Genomic DNA, 16,510 nt, shown 5'->3' with positions numbered 1-16,510 from the left:
GCGGCGGTCCTCGCGACCGGCCGGCTGCCTAGCGACTGCGGAACAGGCGACCGGCTTTTTCCTCGGAAGCTCTAAATCAGCATGGATCAAGAGCAGCAAATACTCCTAATCCGCAGACAAGTGGGCTCACCGATCGTTCCGTTTACGCCGCCATCACCTCGCTACGATGAGCCTTCCGCTGCCGGGTCGAGCTTACCTGCCTCGGGCTTTTCGTCTTCCTCCAACTCGATCTCGGCAATCTCCCGCAGCCGCTCGACCACACGCGCATTGACGCTGCCCGGGGTGAAGCGCCCCTTGTCATCGGCGATGCCTACCGCTTCGCCGACGAGCAGCGAGAGCGCCTCATCGACATGCCGAACCGCGTATACGTGGAAGCGATTGCTGCGCACCGCCTCGAGCACGCGCTCGTCGAGCATCAGCGTGGAAACGTTGGCGAAGGGAATGATGACCCCCTGCTCGCCCGACAGGCCACGCGCCTCGCAGAGCCTGAAGAAGCCCTCGATCTTCTCGTTCACGCCACCCACGGCCTGCACTTCGCCGAACTGGTTGATCGAGCCGGTAATGGCGAAGCACTGCTTGAGCGGCGTGCGTGACAGCGCCGAGATCAGCGCACAGCACTCGCCCAGCGAGGCGCTGTCACCATCGACATAGCCGTAGGACTGCTCGAGCGCGATGCTTGCGGAGATTTCCAGCGGAAACTCCTGCGCGTAGCGGCTGCCGAGGTAGCCGGTGAGGATCATCACCCCCTTGGAGTGGATCGGCTGGCCGAGGTTGACCTCGCGCTCGATGTCGACGATCCCCGAACCGCCCGGGTAGACCGTCGCGGAGATCCGTGCCGGCATGCCGAATGCCGAATCGCCAACCTCCAGCACGGTCAAGCCGTTGCATTTACCGATCGCGGCGCCCTCGGTGTCGATGAGGATCACGCCCGCGAGAATATCCTCGAGAATGCGGGCCGACACCCGGCCCGTGCGGGTCTCCTTGGCCTTCAGGGCGCGCTCGATATGGCCGACGTCGGTCACCTCGTCCTTGGCCAGCTGACGGATGAAATCCGCCTCGCTGACCAACTGGAACAGATCGCCGATGCGCGCCGACAGACGCCCCTGATGCTCGGCCAGCCGTGCGCTATAGGTGGCCAGGCGCGCGACAGCCGCAGCCGTCAGCGGCGCCATGTCTTCTTCGGACGTCCGCGTCTTGAGCAACTGGGCGAACTGCTCGAGGCTGTCCTCGGCCAGCGGTATGTCCTCGTCGAAGTCGACCAGCACGCGAAACATCTCCTGGAAGTCCGGATCCAGGTCCTGCAGCGTGTAATACAGCTGGCGCGAGCCGATGATGATGACCTTGACGTTCAGCGGAATCACTTCCGGCGTCAGCGTCACGGTCGCCAGCCGGCCGAGTTCGGCCAGCGGCGACTCCATCTTCAGCTTCCGCGACTGCAAGGCGCGCTTGAGCGCATCCCAGACGAAGGGCTCGCTGAGCAGCTTTTCGGCCTCGAGCATGAGGAAGCCACCGTTGGCGCGATGCAGCGCACCGGGGCGCAACTGGCGATAGCTGGTGTACAGCGCGCCCTGGTCGGTGTTGTATTCGATGCGGCCGAACAGGTTGTCGAAGGTCGGGTGCGGCTCGAACACCACCGGAGCCCCACCATTGGTGCCGTGACCAACGATCAGGCTCGGCGAATACTGCTCTTCGAGCAGCTGGCGGTTTTGTGCTTCCGGCCGGTTCTCGTCAACCAGCTGTTCGATCACGGTGCGCAGCAGGTTGCCCTGCACCGCTCGCAGATAATCCTCGATGCCCGGATTGCCCGCGTACTTCTCCGCCAGCGGTGCGATCAACGGCTGCAGCGACTGATTGATGGTCTCCTCATTCAGCTGGCGCAACTGGTTGCTGGACTCACGCTTCCACTGCGGCAGACTGGCCAGTTCCTCATTGAGGCGAACCTCGAGCGCGGAAATGTCATCGTGATAGCGCTCGCGCTCGACCTCCGGCAACTGGGCGAACTCCGCCTCGTCCATCGATTTGCCGTCCTTCATCGGCGTAAAGGCGATGTTGGTGCTGTCGCGGTACAGCGCGATCTCCTTTTCCAGCGCAAGCTTTTCGATCACATCCAGCGCCTTGTCGTAACGCTGGTTGAACGCGCGATCGATCGCGCTCTTCTTCTGCTGGAAGCTCGGGTGCTCGAACACCGCAGGAAAGGTCGCGAGCAGGTTGTCGATCAGCTGATTGATGTCGGCGATGAGCTGGCCCGCCGTACCTGGCTCAAGCCTGAGAGCCTTCGGCTCGCGGGGCTCGTCGAAGTTATTGATGTACAGCCAGTCGGCCGGCGTCTCGAGCCGCTTGCCTTCCGCCTTGAGGTAGCGCCGCACGAACGAAAAGCGCCCGGTCCCCGGCTCGCCCATCACGTAGACGTTGTAGCCCGGACGGGGCATCGCAACGCCAAACTGCAGCGCCTCTACGGCGCGCTCCTGGCCAAGCACGCCGAAAAAGGGTTCGAGTTCATCGGTGGTGGTGAAGCTGAACTGGCTCGGATCGAAGGGACGGGTCAGCGCATCGAGTGCCAGGCGCAGCCCGGCAGCGACAGGTTGGGACATCGGAATTCCTTGCAGGGGTGGCGCGAGGCCGCAAATCGATCCGCCATTCTGGCGAGGGTCGATACGGCTCGCAAGGTTCACGGACAGTTGGCCGGATGCGGCGCAAACATGCTGTGACATTTGCCCCGCCCGACCAGCCAGCCAAGCTTGACCCAGGTCAAGCCCGACTGCGGCGGGAAGCGGCTAGCTAGAGCCACCCAAACAAGGAGTCGTGTCTCATGCGCAAGCTAAGCGTCCTAATCGGTAGCCTCCTACTGACAGCCACTGCCTCAGCCGCCAACGATCTGCGCGAGCGGGCCAATGCGGTGTTCAAACCGATTCCCGATCAGGTCAGCGAAGTCCGTGGCAAGCCGGTCAGTCAGCCCCAGGCGGTGCTCGGCCACAAGCTCTGGTTCGATCCCCGCCTGTCGAGCAGCCATGTGATCAGCTGCAACAGCTGCCACAACCTGGCGATCGGCGGCAGCGACAACGTGCCGACGTCGATCGGCCACGGCTGGCAAAAGGGACCGCGCAACTCTCCCACCGTGCTCAACGCGGTCTTCAACGCTGCGCAATTCTGGGATGGTCGCGCCAAGGATCTGCAGGAGCAGGCCAAGGGCCCGGTCCAGGCCAGCGTGGAAATGAACAGCACGCCCGAACGCGTGGTCGCCACGCTCAAGAGCATTCCCGAGTATGTCGCCGAGTTCGAAAAGGCCTTCCCGAACGACAAGGACCCCGTCAGCTTCGACAACATGGCCTATGCACTGGAGGCATTCGAAGTCAGCCTGGTGACACCGAATTCGCCATTCGACCGCTTTCTCGCCGGTGACGACGCCGCGCTCGATGCCAAGCAGAAGCAGGGCCTTGCCCTGTTCATGGACAGTGGCTGCGCAGCCTGCCACAACGGCGTCAATGTCGGCGGCCAGGGCTACTTTCCGTTCGGCGTGATCAAGAAACCGGGTGCCGAGATTCTGCCCGAGGGCGACAAGGGGCGATTTGCCGTAACCAACACCGCGAATGACGAATACGTATTTCGTGCCGCACCGCTGCGCAACGTCGCGCTGACTCCGCCGTACTTTCACAGCGGCGAAGTCTGGGAGCTGGAGCAGGCCGTGGCGATCATGGGCGACAGTCAGCTGGGACGCGAACTCAGCGACGGCGAAGTCGGTGCCATCACCGCCTTCCTGCACAGCCTGACCGGCGAACAGCCCAAGGTGGCCTATCCCCTGCTGCCGGCGAGCACCGAAGCAACGCCCAAGCCGCTCTGATCATCGCCAAAAGGATGCACGCGCCCCGCTTGCGGGGCGCCGTCCGTCGACGGCCGTTCAGCCCTGCCGGCCGTTCTGCTCCTTGAGCAGGTCGCGGATCTCGGTCAGCAACAGCTCTTCCTTGCTTGGTGCAGGCGGAGCGGAGGGCGCTTCGGCCTCCTTGCGCTTGAGGTGATTGATTGCCTTCACCCCGAGGAAGATGGCGAAGGCCATGATGGTGAAATCGATGACGGTCTGAATGAACTTGCCATAGCCGAGGGTGACCGCCGGCGCATCGCCGACCGGCTCACGCAGCACTATTGCCAACTCGGAGAAGTCGACGCCGCCGATCAATAGGCCCAGCGGTGGAGTGATCACATCACCAACAAACGACGAGACGATCTTGCCGAACGCCGCACCGATGATGATCCCGACCGCCATGTCGACGACATTTCCCCGAACGGCAAAGGCCTTGAACTCGTTGAGAAGGCTCATCTTGAATTCCTGTTCCAGAAGGTGATTGACCGCTGCGTTGACCGGAGCGTACCGCCAAGGGTTCCCCGATCAGGCCAAGCATAGACGGCGCTCTGGCGCGCGGGCCAGAGCAGCAGGCGCAGCGAGGGGCGGCGCTGCTTCGCGGCGGCTTGATCGCGATCAAAAGCAACGGCCCAGGCAGGGCGTTATGTTAGCCACCCCTCTCATCTGGAGCGCTTCCATGCACGTTGACCATCATCCCCTGATCAAGGACTTCCCCGAAAAGCGCGAGCAGCTCCAGCGGCTGCGCCAGCAGGACACGGCGTTCGCCCGCAAGGCAGACGACTACGAGGAACTGGACAAGCGCATCTGCCGCGTCGAAGACGGCATCGACACGCTGGACGACGCAGCGCTCAATGAGCTGAAAATGCAGCGCGTCGCGCTCAAGGACGAGATTGCCCGCGACCTCAAGAAAGCCTCGGGCAGTTGCTGCGGCGGCTGCTGCGGCTGAACCGCCGTGCACTTCCGGGGCCCGCTTAGGCGGGCCCTTTCGTTTCCGCACGCCGTGCGCTAGAAGAGCCCGCCGAAGCGAAAACCGACGCCTACCCAGACGAACGCCACGGCGGTCAAGGTGATCAGCAGAATGTGCAGGCCCAGCTGAGGCAGACGCTTGCCATCGAGCCGCGGAATCAACGCCAGCCGTGCATGCAGCCCCAGAACGGCGGTCAGCCCCAGCAGCAGCAGCTTGCCCTGAATCAACCGGGCGATCGGATTGCTGTCGAGCCATTGCCCGTGCGGCAGCCAGAGGCTCGCCATCCAGAGTCCGGTCACCACCTGCACCACCAGGGCCGGCACACCGACACGCTCGTAGAGCTGCTCGAATCGCCGCACCGGCTGCGGGTCGCGCCCACGCAACGCCCCCGGCAGCACGCTGAACAGCAGCACCAGATGGCCGCCGACCCAGACGCTCGCCCCCAGCAGGTGAACAAACAGCAGATAGCGCATCGCAAAGACTCCTGTGCGTTTTGTTGACAGTCTCGCGCGGCGGCCGTGGCCTTGTAGCTGATGGCGATCAAGCCAGCCGTTATCATGCGGCTCCTTTCCTCGACCGGAGTTTCCCATGGCCAAGGCCAAGCGCATGTATGGCTGCACCGAATGCGGCTCGACCTTCCCCAAGTGGGCCGGCCAGTGCGGCGACTGCGGCGCCTGGAACACCCTGGTGGAAACGGTCGTCGAGGCCACCCCGGCTGCCTCGGGGCGTGCCGGCTGGGCCGGAGACCAGGCCAACATCAAGACCCTGGCCGAGGTCAGCGTCGAGGAAGTACCGCGCTTCTCCACGGCCTCCGGCGAACTCGACCGTGTGCTCGGCGGCGGCCTGGTCGACGGCTCGGTGGTGCTGATCGGTGGCGATCCGGGTATCGGCAAATCCACGATCCTCCTGCAGACGCTCTGCGCCGTGGCCCAGCGCTTCCCTGCGCTTTACGTCACCGGTGAGGAATCGCAGCAGCAGGTCGCCATGCGCGCGCGGCGCCTCGACCTGCCGCAAGACAAGCTCAAGGTGATGACCGAGACCTGCATCGAGTCGATCATCGCCACTGCGCGGCTGGAGAAGCCCAAGGTCATGGTCATCGACTCGATCCAGACGATCTTCACCGAGCAGCTGCAGTCCGCGCCCGGCGGTGTCGCCCAGGTGCGCGAGAGCGCGGCGTTGCTGGTGCGCTTCGCCAAGCAGAGCGGCACCGCCATCTTTCTGGTCGGCCATGTCACCAAGGAAGGCGCGTTGGCCGGCCCGCGCGTGCTGGAACACATGGTCGACACGGTGCTGTATTTCGAGGGCGAATCCGATGGCCGCCTGCGCCTGCTGCGTGCGGTGAAGAACCGCTTCGGCGCCGTCAACGAACTCGGCGTGTTCGGCATGACCGACAAGGGCCTGAAGGAAGTCACCAACCCCTCGGCGATCTTCCTCACCCGCGCCCAGGAAGCGGTGCCCGGCAGCGTGGTGATGGCGACCTGGGAAGGCACCCGGCCGATGCTGGTGGAAGTGCAGGCGCTGGTCGACACCAGCCACCTGGCCAACCCGCGCCGCGTCACCCTGGGCCTGGATCAGAACCGCCTGGCCATGCTGCTGGCGGTGCTGCACCGCCACGGCAGCATCCCCACCTACGATCAGGACGTGTTCATCAACGTAGTAGGCGGCGTGAAGGTGCTGGAGACCGCTGCGGACCTCGCCCTTATGGCCGCGGTGATATCCAGCCTGCGCAATCGCCCGCTGGACACCGACCTGCTGGTGTTCGGTGAGGTGGGCCTGTCCGGTGAGATCCGCCCGGTGCCGAGCGGCCAGGAACGCCTGAAGGAAGCCGCCAAGCATGGCTTCAAGCGCGCCATCGTGCCCAAGGGCAATGCGCCGAAGGAGGCCCCGGCAGGCCTGCAGATCATTGCCGTGACGCGCCTGGAGCAGGCCCTCGACGCCCTGTTCGAATGACCGATTAGGCGCCCAGCGCGGCGAGCTCACGCTCAAGCAGGCTGCTATCGCCCAGGTTGAGCTCGACCAGGCGACGCAGGTGAGTCATCGAATCGAGGTCGATGTGCTGGCAGGCCAGGCCGAGCAGGCCGTCATGCTCGTGCGCCGGCAACACCTCCATCTCGACCTGCACGTCGGCGGCCAGGCGGATGCTCGCCTGTAGCGGCAGATCCTTCTGCACGGCCCCGCCAACCGGGCACTCGACCAGCAGCCCCTTGAGCGACAGGTCGTGGACGCGCACCGTCCATTCTCGTTCACCCTGGCTTAACAGGGCTTCGGCCTCGAATCCGATCCGCTGAAAGCGGCGACGCTCGGAATTGTCTTGCATGGTTCTCCTCCCTGGCCCTGCCAGCTAGAGCCAGCGCCTGACGCGCCGGCAGTAGTCACGGTACTCCTCGCCGAACAGCTCGCCCAGCAGGCGCTCTTCATGCCCGATCACACCACGCTGCATCACGACGATCAGCGCGGGCAATAGCAGCCATGGCCACAGGCTGCCCCAGAGCAACGCCACGCCGCCGTAGATCAGCGTATCGGCCAGATAGATGGGATTGCGCGAGAAGCGAAAAGGTCCATCGGCGAGCAGCCGCCGCGGCGTGCCGTAGGGGTTGACGGTGGTCCGTCGCCGCAGCATCAGGAGCCCGGCCCAGAGCATCAGCAGCACACCGGCGTCGATCAGTCCCCAACCCAGATAGCGCGTCCAGAGATTGTCCGGCAGCGGGAACGGCCAAAGGCTCTCGACGCCCCAGGCGAGCGCGAGAAACAGCAGATAGATCACCGGAGGCGGGAGAATCACCCGCGAGCTGCGCTTGTGCATCGAATGCCTTCCTTGCCGACTACGGACAGTCTAGCGTTGGCACGGCGCAAAAAGCAGAAAGCCCGCTTGCGCGGGCTTTCCTGGAGCGACCGGTGATTACTTTCCGTACACCGGAAACTTGGCGCAGACAGCCGCGACCTTGGCTCGCACCGCGTCGATCACCGACTCGTCGCCCATGTTGTCGAGGATGTCGCAGATCCAGCCGGCCAGCTCGCGGCACTCGGCTTCACCGAAACCACGGGTAGTGACGGCTGGCGTACCGATACGCAGGCCGGAGGTGACGAAGGGCGAACGCGGGTCGTTCGGCACGCTGTTCTTGTTCACCGTGATGTGGGCACGGCCGAGTGCGGCGTCCGCATCCTTGCCAGTGATGTCCTGCTTGATCAGGCTGAGCAGGAACAGGTGGTTCTGCGTACCGCCGGAGACCACGTCGAAGCCACGCTCGATGAACACCTGGGCCATGGCCTGGGCATTCTTCACGACCTGCTGCTGATAAGCCTTGAACTCGGGCTGCAGCGCTTCCTTGAAGCAGATCGCCTTGGCGGCGATGACGTGCTCCAGCGGGCCGCCCTGGGCACCCGGGAAGACGGCGGAGTTCAGCTTCTTCTCGATCTCTTCGTTCTTCTTGGCCAGGATCAGGCCGCCGCGCGGGCCGCGCAGAGTCTTGTGGGTGGTGGTGGTAACGACGTCGGCGAACGGTACCGGGTTCGGGTAAACGCCAGCGGCAACCAGACCGGCGACGTGCGCCATGTCGACGAAGAGATACGCACCGACCTTGTCGGCGATCTCGCGGAAACGCGGGAAGTCGAGCTTCTGCGAGTAAGCCGAGAAGCCGGCGACGATCATCTTCGGCTTGTGCTCGACAGCCAGGCGCTCGACTTCGTCGTAGTCGATCAGACCCTGGTCGTTGATGCCGTACTGCACGGCGTTGTAGAGCTTGCCGGAGGAGGATACCGAGGCACCGTGGGTCAGGTGACCGCCGTGGGCCAGGCTCATGCCGAGGATGGTGTCGCCAGCGCTGAGCAGAGCCAGGTAAACCGCGGCGTTGGCCTGCGAACCGGCGTGCGGCTGGACGTTGGCATAGTCGGCGCCAAACAGCTCCTTGGCACGGTCGATGGCCAGCTGCTCGACCACGTCGACGTACTCGCAACCGCCGTAGTAGCGCTTGCCCGGGTAACCTTCGGCGTACTTGTTGGTCAGCACGCTGCCCTGGGCTTCCATCACCGCCGGGCTGGTGTAGTTCTCCGAGGCGATCAGCTCGATGTGGTCTTCCTGACGCTGGGCTTCCTGCTGCATGGCAGCGAAGAGTTCGGCGTCGAAGCGTTCGATGGTCAAGTCACGGCTGAACATTGGGCGTCCTCTGAGATCAGCTGGCAGTTGGGAAGAAGGCGCGGATTCTAACGCATCCGTGCAGGCTGCGGTATGAAAGCCAGTCAAGCGGCCACGAGCCACGCTCATGCCGGCGACGCCAGCTGGAACCGGGCGCGGTTTGCCCTGTCCCGAGCAATGGAGTAGCTTTGCGCGTTTGACCTGGACGGCCCTGCCGAGCCGGGTTTCCATGCTTTTTCACCACTGTCACGGGCATCTGTTTCCATGGCTCAATACGTCTACACCATGCATCGGGTCAGCAAGGTCGTGCCCCCGAAGCGTGAGATCCTCAAGAACATCTCCCTGTCGTTCTTCCCGGGCGCCAAGATCGGCGTGCTCGGCCTGAACGGCGCGGGCAAGTCCACGCTGCTGCGCATCATGGCCGGCGTCGACACCGAGTTCGACGGCGAGGCGCGGGCCATGCCGGGCATCAAGGTCGGCTACCTGCCGCAGGAGCCGCAGCTCGATCCGGCCAAGACCGTACGCGAAATCGTCGAAGAGGCCGTGGGCGAGATCAAGCAGGCCCAGGCCCGCCTCGACGAGGTCTATGCCGCCTACGCCGAGCCGGATGCCGACTTCGACGCCCTGGCCGCCGAGCAGGCCAAGCTCGAGGCCATCCTGCAGGCCGCCGACGGCCACAACCTCGAGCGCCAGCTGGAAGTCGCTGCCGACGCGCTGCGCCTGCCGGCCTGGGACGCCAGGATCGAGCACCTCTCCGGCGGCGAGAAGCGCCGCGTGGCACTGTGCCGCCTGCTGCTCTCGGCGCCGGACATGCTGCTGCTGGACGAACCGACCAACCACCTGGACGCCGACTCGGTGGCCTGGCTGGAGCGTTTCCTCCACGACTTCCCCGGCACCGTGGTGGCGATCACCCACGACCGCTACTTCCTCGACAACGTCGCCGGCTGGATCCTCGAACTCGACCGCGGCCATGGCATCCCCTTCGAGGGCAATTACTCGCAGTGGCTGGAATCGAAGTCCGCGCGCCTGGAGCAGGAAGCCAAGCAGGAGGCGGCCCACGCCAAGGCGATGAAGGCCGAGCTGGAATGGGTACGCCAGGGCGCCAAGGCGCGCCAGGCCAAGTCCAAGGCCCGCCTGCAGCGCTTCGAGGAAATGCAGTCGCAGGAATTCCAGAAGCGCAGCGAAACGAACGAGATCTATATCCCGGCCGGCCCGCGCCTGGGCGACAAGGTCATCGAGGTCAACCACCTGACCAAGAGCTACGGCGACCGCGTGCTCATCGACGACCTCTCCTTCAGCATCCCCAAAGGTGCCATCGTCGGCGTCATCGGTGGCAACGGCGCGGGCAAGTCGACGCTGTTCCGCATGATCACCGGCAAGGAGCAGCCCGACAGCGGCAGCATCGAACTGGGCGATACCGTGCAGATCGCCAGCGTCGAGCAGAGCCGCGAGAACCTCGATGGCAACAAGACCGTCTGGGAGCAGGTCTCCGATGGCCTGGACATGATCCGCGTCGGCAACTACGAGGTGCCCTCGCGCGGCTATGTCGGCCGCTTCAACTTCAAGGGCGCCGACCAGCAGAAGTTCGTCAAGGACCTGTCCGGCGGTGAGCGCGGCCGCCTGCATCTGGCGCTGACGCTCAAGCAGGGCGGCAACGTGCTGCTGCTCGACGAACCGTCCAACGACCTCGACGTGGAAACCCTGCGTGCGCTGGAAGAGGCGCTGCTGGACTTCCCCGGCTCGGCCATCGTGATCTCCCACGACCGCTGGTTCCTCGACCGTATCGCCACGCACATCCTCTCCTACGAGGACGACGCCAAGGTGTACTTCTTCGAAGGCAACTACACCGAGTTCGAGGCCGATCGCAAGAAGCGCCTCGGTGACGCCGCCGCCCAGCCGCACCGGGTCAAGTACCGCAAGCTGGCGCAGTGAGCCATGAGGGAAGCCTGCCGGGGCTTCCCTTGTTCGAACGCCATCGCCGCAGGTGATGGCGTTTTGCTGCAATAGCTGGATAATCGGCGGCCGACTCGCCCAGCTCGCGGTGCCACCGCCGCGTCTGAAAACTCGTGACGGACGAAGGGACCCCCGCATGGCGGCTCTAGGCTTGCGTGGTAAATCGTTGCTGGCTCTGCTGCTCAGCTGCCTGCTGGCGTTCGCTTTTGCCGGATTCATTGGCTACCAGGCACTCGAAGGGGTGCAGAGTCGCTTTGGCGAGGCCTATGCGAAAAACCTCGTCCAGCTCAATCGCGAGCGGGTGTTCGCCCCGGTGTCGCGCGAGCTGGCACTCGCCCAGCGCCTGGCTGGCTCGCAGATCACCCTCGCCTGGCTGCAGAACGAGCAGGATCCCGCCTGGCGCGAGCTGTTCTTTCGGGAGGCCGCAGCCTTTCAGCAAACCCTCAGCGATCACCTCTATTTCGCGGCGTCCGCCCGCGGTCAAGGCTATTACGCCAACGGCCCGGGGCAGGAGCCGAGCCAGCAGCCTCGCTATCGACTCGAACAGGGCAACCCCCGTGATGCCTGGTTCTTCCAGGCGTTACGCGAAACCACGCCCTACCAGATCAATGTCGACCGCTCCGTCGTCACCGGCGAGCTGAAGGTCTGGTTCAACGTACTGGTCCACGGCAGCGACGGCCAGGCGCTCGGCCTGGTCGGTTCCGGCCTGGACCTGAGTCACTTCGTCAAACAGTTCACCGCAGCGGACAAGAGCGGCGTCGAGTCGATGGTGCTCGATGTCTATGGCTCGATCCTGATCCACCCCGACCAGGACCTGGTCACCCTCAATGCCGCGCAGGGTCGCTCTTTGTCGACCAGCCTGCTGGGAATGTTGACCGCTCCCGAGGATGCTACCGAGGTGCGGGGCGTGATGAGCGACGCCCGGCAAGCACCCGGCGAGGTGATGATGCTCAAGGTGGCGATCAACGGCGCGCCGCGCCTGCTCGCGCTGAGCTGGATCCCCGAGCTGCAATGGTTCGTCGCCAGCGTGGTCGACCTGAGTACCGCACAGGTCATCGAGCTGCGCCCGCTGCTACCGGCCATCGCCCTGTTCGTGCTGCTGATCGTCGCGCTCATCGGCGGCGGCGCCTGGCTGGTGGAAAAGCGCGTGCTCAAGCCCCTGCGCCAGTTGCGCCGCAGCGCCCAGGCACTGGCAGCGGGCGAGTACGGAGCGCCCTTGCCGACCGATCGCGACGACGAGATCGGCGAGCTCAGCGCGGCGTTCGGCGCGATGGCCCAGCAGGTCCGTCGGCATACTCACGAGCTCGAGGATCGCGTCCGCGAGCGTACCCGTGAGCTGGAACAGGCCAACCGCGAAATGGCCGCCGCGCACAAGAAGATCGACGACTCGATCGACTACGCCAGCATCATCCAGCGCGCCATTCTGCCCAATCGACAGATGGTCAGTACGCTCGGCGAGCGGCATGCCGTACTCTGGCGACCGCGCGACGTCGTGGGCGGCGATTTCTATGTGTTCCGGGCGAGCGAAAGGGGCTGCCTGTTCGGGGTCGTCGATTGTGCCGGCCACGGCGTGCCCGGCGCGCTGATGACCATGCTCGCGCATGCGGCGATCGACCAGGCGATCGATGCCATCGGCATCGAAGACCCCGCCGCCGCGCTGAGCCGCACCGACATGATCGTGCGCGGGATGCTTCGTGAAGAGGGCATGCCACGCGGGCTGGCGACAAACATGGACCTGGGCCTCGCTTTCGTTGATCTGCAGCAGCGCGAGGTGGTCTATGCCGGGGCGAAGATTGCGCTCTACTATTGCGACGGCGAAGACGTCCGGGAGATCCGAGCCGCACGCCGGGCCATCGCCGACAAGCGGGCCGGTGAGTACCACAACAGCCGAGTCGAGTTGCGACCCGGGCGGACCTTTTACATGACCACCGATGGCTTCCTCGATCAGGCCGGTGGCGACGACGGCTTCGGTTTTGGCAACAGCCGGTTCGAGGAGTTGATCCGTCAGCACGCGCGCCTGCCGCTCGACGAGCAGGGCGAGGCATTCAGCGCAGCGCTAGAGCGTTACCAAGGCGACTATCCGCAGCGCGACGACATCACCATGCTGTGCTTTCGCTTCGATTGAACGAGTTCCACCAGGAGTCCCCATGGAACCCATCGACCTGTTCGCCATGCGCGAACACTACAACCGGCAGCAGATCCTGCTGTGCTTCAACGGCCCGATCTCGCGCAGCCTGATCGAGGAGATCGGCAACGCCCTGCGCAACTACATGCAGGCCGAGCACGCGCACCCGTCCTCGGCCATGGACGTGTTCGCCGTCTACGTCGAGATGACGCAGAACATCCGCCACTACACCCGCGGGAAGAACTGGAGCGACCAGCAGGCCGGCGCGACCGTGGTCGTCTCGCGCGATGAGCAGGGCCGCTATGTGGTTTCGGCCGGCAACCTGATCGAGCAGGCCGACGGCGAGATGCTGCTGGCCGCCGTGGCCAGCCTGGCGCAGCTGGACAAGCCGGCGCTCAAGGCCATGTACAAGGAGCAGCTGCGCAAGCCGCGCGACGAGCACGTCGTGTCCGGCGCCGGCCTAGGCCTGATCGACATCGCCCGCAAGTCCAGCGAGCCCCTGCGTGCAGCCATGCAGCCGGCCACCGACGGCCTTCACTTCATCAGCCTGAGCGCGGTCATTTGATTTTCAGAGCACGCACGATATGAACGATTTTTCCATTCCCGGCAGCCAGTCCACTCCTGCCATCCAGTCCGATTGGGCCGCCGGCACCGTCTCGATGCAGGGCGACTCCTACCCCGAGAACTCCTACGAGCTGTTTCATCAGGTGTTTGCCTGGATCGAACGCTTTCTCGCCGAAGCCGAACGCCCGCTGAGCCTCGAACTGCGCCTGCTGTACCTGAACACCAGCAGCATCAAGGCCATGATGGACATCTTCGACCTGCTCGAGGCCGCACACCAGCAGGGCCGCAGCGTCGGCGTGAACTGGTACTACGACACGCGCAACGAGCGGGTCATGGAGCTGGCCGAAGAATTCAAGGAAGACTGCACCTTTCCCTTCTCGATTCTGAGCCAAGACTGAGGGCTTTCTGATGCGCGGGCCGCAACCCCTTGAGCAGGAAATCGCCGAACTGCTGGCCGAACCGGGGCACGAGGCGCATCGACTGCACGATGCCCTGGCTCGCCTGTGGGGTGCGCACCGCGACCTGCTCGAGCGTATCGAGCGTATCGCGCGGCTGTCCGACGGCTATCAGAGCATTGCCCGCGAGCGCGAGCTGAGCATGACTGCGCGCTTCGAGAAGCAGCTGCACCGGCTGGAAAAGGTGGCACGCATTTCCGATCGCTACCAGAGCATGATGCGCGACCTGAACGTCGCGCTGAAGGAAGCCTCGACGCACGATGCCCTGACCGGCATCGCCAACCGTCGCCTGCTCACCGAAAGGCTGCGCGAGGAAAGCGAGCGGGCCCGGCGCTATACACGGCCGCTGTGCCTGGCATTGCTGGACATCGATCACTTCAAACGCATCAACGACGACTACGGCCATGAGGTCGGCGACCAGGTGCTGATCGAGATCGCCCGGGTCATGGAAGCCGAGCTGCGCGATCACGATCTCTGCGGGCGTTGGGGCGGCGAGGAATTCCTCGTGCTCATGCCCGAGACCGACGCGGAGCGTGCCGCCCTGGTGACCGAGCGCTTGCGGCGCGCGCTCGAAGCCCTGGTCGTGCGCGCCAATGACGAGCCGCTGTCGGTCACGGTGAGCATAGGCCTGGCTGAACTGCAGCGCGAAGAGAACTACTCCAAGGCGATCAATCGCGCCGATGTCGCCCTGCTGAAAGCCAAGCGCAGTGGCCGCAATCGCTGCGAGCGCGCCGACTGAGCGCACTCGGCGGCCCCTCCCCTAGCTGTCCCCCGGCTCGCCACCGAGCCACCAGGCACTCGCCTCCGACACATCTGGTAGCAAAGTGCCTTGCCGGCGCTGAGCCCCCACCGCAAACCGCGGCAAGCCGTTCCAGCACAACGTTGCGCGAGACGCAGGCGAGAGCGTGCGCGCGCCCGGCCGCCTGGCGTCCTCCACCAGTGACGCAGCAGTGTCATTTTTTGGTGCATGCGAACGCACCATGAACGAACAGGCAACCTGCAAACGCACTTTCACGGTGCAAAGACGCTTTGTTACAGTCGCCGACCCCCATTTTTCGATCGACTGCCACGCGCGGTCACGTGAGAGGCCTTTCCATGTTCGAGACCGTTGATTCCTTTCTCGCTCGCCTGAAGCAACGCGATCCGCACCAGCCGGAGTTCCATCAGGCAGTCGAGGAGGTGGTACGCAGCCTCTGGCCCTTCCTCGAAGCCAACCCGCGCTACCTGCAGGCCGGCATCCTCGAGCGCATGGTGGAGCCGGAGCGCGCGATCATCTTCCGCGTGCCGTGGGTCGACGATCAGGGCCGGGTCCAGGTCAACCGCGGCTATCGCATCCAGATGAACAGCGCCATCGGCCCGTACAAGGGCGGCCTGCGCTTCCATCCCTCGGTCAACCTCGGCGTCCTCAAGTTCCTCGCCTTCGAACAGGTCTTCAAGAACTCCCTGACGTCGCTGCCCATGGGCGGCGGCAAGGGCGGCTCGGACTTCAATCCCAAGGGCAAGAGCGACAACGAAGTGATGCGCTTCTGCCAGTCGTTCATGAGCGAGCTGTATCGCCACGTTGGCGCCGACCTCGACGTGCCGGCCGGTGACATCGGCGTCGGCGGGCGCGAGATCGGCTTCCTCTTCGGCCAGTACAAGCGCCTGGCCAACCAGTTCACCTCGGTGCTGACCGGCAAGGGCCTGGCCTACGGCGGCAGCCTGATCCGCCCGGAAGCCACCGGCTACGGCTGCGTGTACTTCGCCGAGGAAATGCTCAAGAGCCGTCACAGCAGCTTCGACGGCAAGCGCGTGGCGATCTCCGGTTCCGGCAACGTCGCGCAATATGCCGCGCAGAAGGTCATGGAACTGGGCGGCCGCGTCGTCTCGCTGTCCGACTCGGGCGGCACCCTGCACTTCCCCGATGGCCTGACAGCCGAGCAGTGGGCCTACCTGATGGACCTGAAGAACGTCCGTCGCGGCCGCCTCGAGGAAATGGGCGCCCACTTCGGCGCGACCTACCTGCCCGGCCAGCGCCCGTGGAACCTGCCCTGCGACATCGCCCTGCCCTGCGCCACGCAGAACGAGCTGGACGAAGATGACGCCCGCGCGCTGCTGAACAACGGCTGCATCTGCGTGGCCGAAGGCGCGAACATGCCGTCGACTTTGGAAGCCGTGGACCTGTTCCTCGAGGCCGGCATCCTCTACGCGCCGGGCAAGGCGTCGAATGCCGGAGGCGTGGCCTGTAGCGGCCTGGAGATGAGCCAGAACGCCATGCGCCTGCACTGGACCGCCGGCGAAGTGGATACCAAGCTGCACGGCATCATGCAGTCGATCCACCACGCCTGCGTCGCGCACGGTGAGGAAAATGGCCGGATCAACTACGTGAAAGGCGCCAACATCGCCGGCTTCGTCAAGGTCGCCGACGCCATGCTGGCCCAGGGCGTGGTCTGAAGCAGCGAGCAAGCCGCTAGCGATA

Annotated in this window: 15 protein-coding genes; 9 read left to right on the top strand and 6 right to left on the bottom strand. The window is 64.8% G+C overall.

Features of this window, described 5'->3' with window-relative positions:
* Positions 1-161 precede the first annotated feature (161 nt).
* Positions 162-2,591 carry a Lon protease family protein gene (locus tag CL52_RS03955; RefSeq protein WP_043218654.1) on the bottom strand — a complete coding sequence of 810 codons (2,430 nt, stop codon included), beginning with the start codon at positions 2,589-2,591 and terminating at the stop codon, positions 162-164.
* Between the two features lie 218 nt (positions 2,592-2,809).
* On the opposite strand from CL52_RS03955, the gene CL52_RS03950 reads away from it, so the two are divergent.
* Positions 2,810-3,838 (top strand): cytochrome-c peroxidase, encoded by a 1,029-nt coding sequence (locus tag CL52_RS03950; RefSeq protein WP_043218652.1) that lies wholly within the window; start codon positions 2,810-2,812, stop codon positions 3,836-3,838.
* 57 nt (positions 3,839-3,895) lie between these two features.
* Here the strand turns inward: CL52_RS03950 and mscL are convergent, their stop codons facing one another.
* Positions 3,896-4,312: a large-conductance mechanosensitive channel protein MscL gene (gene mscL / locus CL52_RS03945; protein ID WP_043218651.1), complete on the bottom strand. Its 417-nt coding sequence runs from the start codon at positions 4,310-4,312 to the stop codon at positions 3,896-3,898.
* Positions 4,313-4,532: 220 nt separating this feature from the next.
* Between mscL and CL52_RS03940 the strand changes: the two genes are divergently transcribed.
* Complete coding sequence (locus CL52_RS03940; protein ID WP_043218650.1) at positions 4,533-4,802, top strand: HP1242/YdcH family protein; 270 nt, start codon at positions 4,533-4,535, stop codon at positions 4,800-4,802.
* Positions 4,803-4,861: 59 nt separating this feature from the next.
* Here the strand turns inward: CL52_RS03940 and CL52_RS03935 are convergent, their stop codons facing one another.
* Complete coding sequence (locus CL52_RS03935) at positions 4,862-5,296, bottom strand: CopD family protein (protein ID WP_043218649.1); 435 nt, start codon at positions 5,294-5,296, stop codon at positions 4,862-4,864.
* A gap of 115 nt (positions 5,297-5,411) precedes the next feature.
* On the opposite strand from CL52_RS03935, the gene radA reads away from it, so the two are divergent.
* Entirely contained in the window at positions 5,412-6,773 is a 1,362-nt protein-coding gene (radA, locus tag CL52_RS03930; RefSeq protein ID WP_043218647.1) for a DNA repair protein RadA, read from the top strand.
* Positions 6,774-6,777: 4 nt separating this feature from the next.
* Here the strand turns inward: radA and CL52_RS03925 are convergent, their stop codons facing one another.
* The 3 genes from CL52_RS03925 to glyA form a co-directional block, all read right to left on the bottom strand.
* Complete coding sequence (locus CL52_RS03925) at positions 6,778-7,140, bottom strand: PilZ domain-containing protein (protein ID WP_043218646.1); 363 nt, start codon at positions 7,138-7,140, stop codon at positions 6,778-6,780.
* A gap of 24 nt (positions 7,141-7,164) precedes the next feature.
* A complete protein-coding gene (locus CL52_RS03920) occupies positions 7,165-7,626 on the bottom strand; it encodes a methyltransferase family protein (protein ID WP_041103791.1) in 462 nt (153 codons plus the stop codon).
* Positions 7,627-7,722: 96 nt separating this feature from the next.
* On the bottom strand, positions 7,723-8,976 hold the full coding sequence (gene glyA, locus CL52_RS03915) for a serine hydroxymethyltransferase (protein WP_043218643.1): 1,254 nt from the start codon (positions 8,974-8,976) through the stop codon (positions 7,723-7,725).
* Positions 8,977-9,219: 243 nt separating this feature from the next.
* On the opposite strand from glyA, the gene ettA reads away from it, so the two are divergent.
* From ettA to gdhA, 6 genes are all read left to right on the top strand, one after another.
* Entirely contained in the window at positions 9,220-10,887 is a 1,668-nt protein-coding gene (gene ettA, locus CL52_RS03910) for an energy-dependent translational throttle protein EttA (RefSeq protein ID WP_041103788.1), read from the top strand.
* A gap of 157 nt (positions 10,888-11,044) precedes the next feature.
* A complete protein-coding gene (siaA, locus tag CL52_RS03905; RefSeq protein ID WP_043218642.1) occupies positions 11,045-13,033 on the top strand; it encodes a biofilm regulation protein phosphatase SiaA in 1,989 nt (662 codons plus the stop codon).
* A 22-nt stretch (positions 13,034-13,055) separates the two neighbouring features.
* Entirely contained in the window at positions 13,056-13,598 is a 543-nt protein-coding gene (siaB, locus tag CL52_RS03900) for a biofilm regulation protein kinase SiaB (protein ID WP_041103784.1), read from the top strand.
* A 19-nt stretch (positions 13,599-13,617) separates the two neighbouring features.
* Positions 13,618-13,995: a biofilm regulation phosphoprotein SiaC gene (gene siaC, locus CL52_RS03895; RefSeq protein WP_043218639.1), complete on the top strand. Its 378-nt coding sequence runs from the start codon at positions 13,618-13,620 to the stop codon at positions 13,993-13,995.
* Positions 13,996-14,005: 10 nt separating this feature from the next.
* Positions 14,006-14,791 (top strand): biofilm regulation diguanylate cyclase SiaD, encoded by a 786-nt coding sequence (siaD, locus tag CL52_RS03890; RefSeq protein ID WP_043218637.1) that lies wholly within the window; start codon positions 14,006-14,008, stop codon positions 14,789-14,791.
* Positions 14,792-15,147: 356 nt separating this feature from the next.
* Positions 15,148-16,485, top strand: a complete 1,338-nt coding sequence (gene gdhA / locus CL52_RS03885) for an NADP-specific glutamate dehydrogenase (protein WP_043218634.1) — start codon at positions 15,148-15,150, stop codon at positions 16,483-16,485.
* Positions 16,486-16,510: the final 25 nt, after the last annotated feature.

It is taken from the genome of Stutzerimonas balearica DSM 6083, assembly GCF_000818015.1.
GTDB classification, from domain to species: domain Bacteria; phylum Pseudomonadota; class Gammaproteobacteria; order Pseudomonadales; family Pseudomonadaceae; genus Stutzerimonas; species Stutzerimonas balearica.
This window is presented reverse-complemented; position numbering and strand designations above follow the sequence as displayed.

Excerpts from the sequence above, each read along its gene's own strand:
- CL52_RS03955 (WP_043218654.1), bottom strand. The coding sequence starts at position 2,591 with ATGTCCCAACCTGTCGCTGCCGGGCTGCGCCTGGCACTCGATGCGCTG.
- CL52_RS03950 (WP_043218652.1), top strand. The coding sequence starts at position 2,810 with ATGCGCAAGCTAAGCGTCCTAATCGGTAGCCTCCTACTGACAGCCACT.
- mscL (WP_043218651.1), bottom strand. The coding sequence starts at position 4,312 with ATGAGCCTTCTCAACGAGTTCAAGGCCTTTGCCGTTCGGGGAAATGTC.
- CL52_RS03940 (WP_043218650.1), top strand. The coding sequence starts at position 4,533 with ATGCACGTTGACCATCATCCCCTGATCAAGGACTTCCCCGAAAAGCGC.
- CL52_RS03935 (WP_043218649.1), bottom strand. The coding sequence starts at position 5,296 with ATGCGCTATCTGCTGTTTGTTCACCTGCTGGGGGCGAGCGTCTGGGTC.
- radA (WP_043218647.1), top strand. The coding sequence starts at position 5,412 with ATGGCCAAGGCCAAGCGCATGTATGGCTGCACCGAATGCGGCTCGACC.
- CL52_RS03925 (WP_043218646.1), bottom strand. The coding sequence starts at position 7,140 with ATGCAAGACAATTCCGAGCGTCGCCGCTTTCAGCGGATCGGATTCGAG.
- CL52_RS03920 (WP_041103791.1), bottom strand. The coding sequence starts at position 7,626 with ATGCACAAGCGCAGCTCGCGGGTGATTCTCCCGCCTCCGGTGATCTAT.
- glyA (WP_043218643.1), bottom strand. The coding sequence starts at position 8,976 with ATGTTCAGCCGTGACTTGACCATCGAACGCTTCGACGCCGAACTCTTC.
- ettA (WP_041103788.1), top strand. The coding sequence starts at position 9,220 with ATGGCTCAATACGTCTACACCATGCATCGGGTCAGCAAGGTCGTGCCC.
- siaA (WP_043218642.1), top strand. The coding sequence starts at position 11,045 with ATGGCGGCTCTAGGCTTGCGTGGTAAATCGTTGCTGGCTCTGCTGCTC.
- siaB (WP_041103784.1), top strand. The coding sequence starts at position 13,056 with ATGGAACCCATCGACCTGTTCGCCATGCGCGAACACTACAACCGGCAG.
- siaC (WP_043218639.1), top strand. The coding sequence starts at position 13,618 with ATGAACGATTTTTCCATTCCCGGCAGCCAGTCCACTCCTGCCATCCAG.
- siaD (WP_043218637.1), top strand. The coding sequence starts at position 14,006 with ATGCGCGGGCCGCAACCCCTTGAGCAGGAAATCGCCGAACTGCTGGCC.
- gdhA (WP_043218634.1), top strand. The coding sequence starts at position 15,148 with ATGTTCGAGACCGTTGATTCCTTTCTCGCTCGCCTGAAGCAACGCGAT.